General features: G+C 66.6%; 5 protein-coding genes. 3 read left to right on the top strand and 2 right to left on the bottom strand.

Going from position 1 to position 3,290, the window contains the following annotated elements; all coding sequences use genetic code 11:
• Positions 1-617 precede the first annotated feature (617 nt).
• On the bottom strand, positions 618-1,112 hold the full coding sequence (locus AC559T_RS09375; protein WP_498868480.1) for an NUDIX hydrolase: 495 nt from the start codon (positions 1,110-1,112) through the stop codon (positions 618-620).
• Positions 1,109-1,861 (bottom strand): hypothetical protein, encoded by a 753-nt coding sequence (locus AC559T_RS09370; RefSeq protein WP_498868479.1) that lies wholly within the window; start codon positions 1,859-1,861, stop codon positions 1,109-1,111. Before AC559T_RS09370 ends, AC559T_RS09375 begins: the two co-directional genes overlap by 4 nt.
• Positions 1,862-2,092: 231 nt before the next feature.
• On the opposite strand from AC559T_RS09370, the gene AC559T_RS09365 reads away from it, so the two are divergent.
• From AC559T_RS09365 to AC559T_RS09355, 3 genes are all read left to right on the top strand, one after another.
• Complete coding sequence (locus tag AC559T_RS09365; RefSeq protein ID WP_498868478.1) at positions 2,093-2,368, top strand: DUF397 domain-containing protein; 276 nt, start codon at positions 2,093-2,095, stop codon at positions 2,366-2,368.
• A 119-nt stretch (positions 2,369-2,487) separates the two neighbouring features.
• The gene (locus AC559T_RS09360) at positions 2,488-2,670 is read left to right on the top strand and encodes a hypothetical protein (protein WP_498868477.1); all 183 of its coding nucleotides are present in this window, start codon (positions 2,488-2,490) and stop codon (positions 2,668-2,670) included.
• A gap of 28 nt (positions 2,671-2,698) precedes the next feature.
• Positions 2,699-3,187 carry a hypothetical protein gene (locus AC559T_RS09355; protein WP_498868476.1) on the top strand — a complete coding sequence of 163 codons (489 nt, stop codon included), beginning with the start codon at positions 2,699-2,701 and terminating at the stop codon, positions 3,185-3,187.
• The last annotated feature ends 103 nt before the right edge of the window (positions 3,188-3,290 follow it).

Below are 3,290 nucleotides of genomic sequence, written 5' to 3'. Positions count from 1 at the left end.
TCGGGTCCCGAGGGGCACTCGCGGCCTGGAACACGAGGTTGACCTTTCCTAGACCACTGTCTGAGCTGATCTCCTCCGTCGGGCGGGCAGGCTGCGCCTTACCCCGGGTTCTCCTGGCCGTGCAAGAGCGTCGGCGGTCCGGGCGTGCCTGCTGGGTGCTGTGCGCTCTTGCACGGTCGGGGGGTTCTGGGGTAACCCCTCGGGTGTCCGACCGGCGGAGGAGATCAGCGGTCCCGCGCCCCCGGCTCCTGGTGACCTGCGGCGGTTCCTCCCCCTCCTCCGGAGCGGTGGCCGGGGTCGAGGGGCAGAGCCCCCGTGTTCTAGACGTGCACCGTCCGTCGTTCCAGCAGCCTCGATGTTGCCGTAACACCGTGCGACGCTCCGACGCGCCGAACGGGCGGCCGGTCCGACGCGCCGATGGGGTGCCGACCGAAGGGAGGCGGGGCCCCGTCGCGCGCGGTCGGACCGGACGGGGCCCCGTTCGGTGTGGCGCGTGCGGCGCCCCCGGCATCGGCGTTCTGGCTGGTCAACGTGAGGGTTGGCGCCCCGAAGGGGCGCCCTTGAACCCGTACAGAAGTTTGGCGACGATCTTCGTTGGTCTGTCCGCTGAGCGCCCTTTAGCCGAGGTGTGGTTCGTCGGTAGCGAGCGCGTGATGGATGCGGAGCATGATCGCAGGGTGGATCTCGAAGTCTGCGATGTCGGACGGACTGACCCATAGGACTTCGGATGCTTCGTCTGTCGTCGTGAGATGGCCTCCGGTCGGAGTGCCGCGGAAACAGATGTTGATCGGCTGGCGGACTTCGCCGTCGGCGTACTCGATGAGGTGCCTGGGGTCGCTGAAGATCCCTACTAGTCCAGCGATCTCGATCTCTAGCCCGGTCTCCTCGTGAGTCTCTCGGATGGCAGCTTCGGCTACAGTCTCGTTTTTCTTCACGCCACCAGTAGGGATCGTCCACAGGCCGTTATCCGGGCGGTGGAGGAGGAGTATGCGGCCGGTGTCGTCGGTGATGACAGCGCTTGCTGAGGATTTGCGACTTGTCGGCTTCGGAGCGGCCGGATCGTCCCAGTAGTCGATGCGCTGCGGTTTGTCTGTTTGCTTCTTCTTGCTCATGATGCGCGCTTTCGATCGAAGTAGGAGTCGTCTAAAGGTCGGGCGGATGCCCAGACGCGCTCGAAGGACTCGATGTAGGTGTGAAAGAAACTTCCGTCTACCCTGCGGAGGTGCAGACACGGCGTGTAGGCGGCGAGGAGGCCGTAGACGTGCGTGTTGACGATCATTTCGTCGTCGAAGCGGTAGATGGAGTTGTAAAGCGGCGTGTCGTGTAGGCGGATATGCGCGACGTCGGTGACTGGACGGTAGTGGCTGAGCACGGCTTGAGCGCGGCCTGTGACGCCTCCACCGATCTGGTGCTCGTCGTCGCGTGAGGCAAGCTGACGACCGTGAGGATCACCGAGGAGCAGACGGACGCGTACGCCGTTCTCGGCCTTGTCTCGCAGGATTGGGATCCAATCGGGGTGTTCCTCGGTGAGGAACAGGCCGGCGAAGGCAAGTAGGTCAACGTTACGTTCAGTCTGGCGCAGAAGGTCCGTCCAGATGTTGCGGGGGACGTTGCTGCGGCGTGGATAGGCGGCGATGATCTCGGCGCCCGCGAGTGCGCTCCGGTCGGCGGTTTCCGGCCAGAGGTAGCTTTCGTCGTCGCCGAGTAGCTGCGCGACCCGGAACCGGGTGCGGGCGTAGGGGACCGTGCGGCCGGACAGCCAGCGTTCCACGGACTTTGCGCTGACCTGCGCGGCGTCGGCAAGTGACTCGGCGTCGTGGCCAGCCTTCAGCATGGCGCGCCGGAGCCGCTCGTTCACCACGTTGCACATAGTGCCATCAAGGAGCAAGTAGAGACAACTGCTGTGGCAAAGATGTCCGTAGATGTCTCGCCGTGTAGTAGCGATGGGTCGGCTACGCAGAGCAGTCTCTGTCTGTCCGCGGCGGTCTCGGGTGGGGCTCCGTCAGGGCCACTCACCCCCAGCGCTCCACCCGGGGCTGCCGCTTTCTCTGTCCGTGTTCGTCGTGGGAGGTGATGCGGGGTGGATGGGTGGATGCGGAAGTGGTCAGCCGGCTTGGACTTTGAGGTGCCGGCGTATGGCCGGGATCGGCTGGTGTGGCGTCGGTCGTCGGGGGCGGGTGAGGCGGCGGTGGAGGTCGCACCGTTGGTACTCACCTCGGTGGTGGGGGTGGTGCTGCGTCAGGCCGGCTGGCCGGACGGTCCGGCGTTGCTGTTCTCGATGGCCGAGTGGCGGGCGTTCCTGGCCGGGGTGAGCGACGGGGAGTTCAACGATTTAACGGATACGGGGAGGTCCGATGAGCAGCAGTGACGATCGTGAGGACGACAGTGAGGAGGAGGACCACGACACCGGGGAGGGCGAATACGCCGATGACGATGACCCGTGGTGGTACGCGCAGGACGGCCAGCGTTCCCACGTCGGTGTGGCCAGTGACCGCTCGGGGGGTGGTCACTCCGCCGGGGGTGTGGGCGTTGGTGGTGCGGGGGGTGCGGGTGGTCGCACCGTTCGTCGACGCCGCCGATGCGACGCGGTGTGCGCTCGACCTGGGGTTACGCCCGGACGAGTACACGGCGCTGCCGTTTACCGGGCTGGGTCGGATCGTCATCTTGTGATGGCGGTGCGGCGGTCGAGGTGGGGCCGGTGACCGGGCTCGCGGTGGCGGATACGTCGCGCTGGGAGTTCGACGTGGGCGCGTTGCCCGAGCTGCGGATCGGCTACCACGACGGTCTGATCGTAGGCCTACTCCCGAAACCGCTGCACGCCGACTCTGACGATCAAGAGATGTTGCTGTGCGACGTGTTGGACGTCGACCCTGACGTGATGGTCGGGGCTGGGGTCGGGGTGGCGCAACTGTCCACGGTGGGCCTGGTGCTGCTGCACCGCAGGGTCACCCCGCTGGAACAGTCCCGGGTGGCGTGGGCAGTCGGTACCCGTGCGCGGCGGCAACGCCTCGTCGCGGGTGCGGACCCTCGGGTCGTGATGACCGGGGCCCATCCCCCGGCGGATGTCGTCCCGGCCGGGGTGAGCTTCTCCAGCTACCGGGTACGGCTGCGCGACGGTGACGCCGTATCTGAGGTCGAGGTCTGGGAAGTGATGTTCCCGCTCCGGGACCTGATGGCGGAACCCTGACCTGATCATCATGGGCTGACGGCCCCGAACCCCCGGCATCTTCCCCTCCTGCCGGGGGTTCGGGGCCGTCGACATGTTGGCTTAGGAAGGTGTGGGTATGGAC

Source organism: Frankia sp. Hr75.2 (assembly GCF_949319125.1).
In the GTDB taxonomy this organism is placed as follows: Bacteria; Actinomycetota; Actinomycetes; order Frankiales; family Frankiaceae; genus Parafrankia; species Parafrankia soli.
This window is presented reverse-complemented; position numbering and strand designations above follow the sequence as displayed.

Bases quoted from the DNA above. Each gene is read 5' to 3' on its own strand.
- AC559T_RS09375 (WP_498868480.1), bottom strand. From the start codon at position 1,112: ATGAGCAAGAAGAAGCAAACAGACAAACCGCAGCGCATCGACTACTGG.
- AC559T_RS09365 (WP_498868478.1), top strand. From the start codon at position 2,093: ATGCGGAAGTGGTCAGCCGGCTTGGACTTTGAGGTGCCGGCGTATGGC.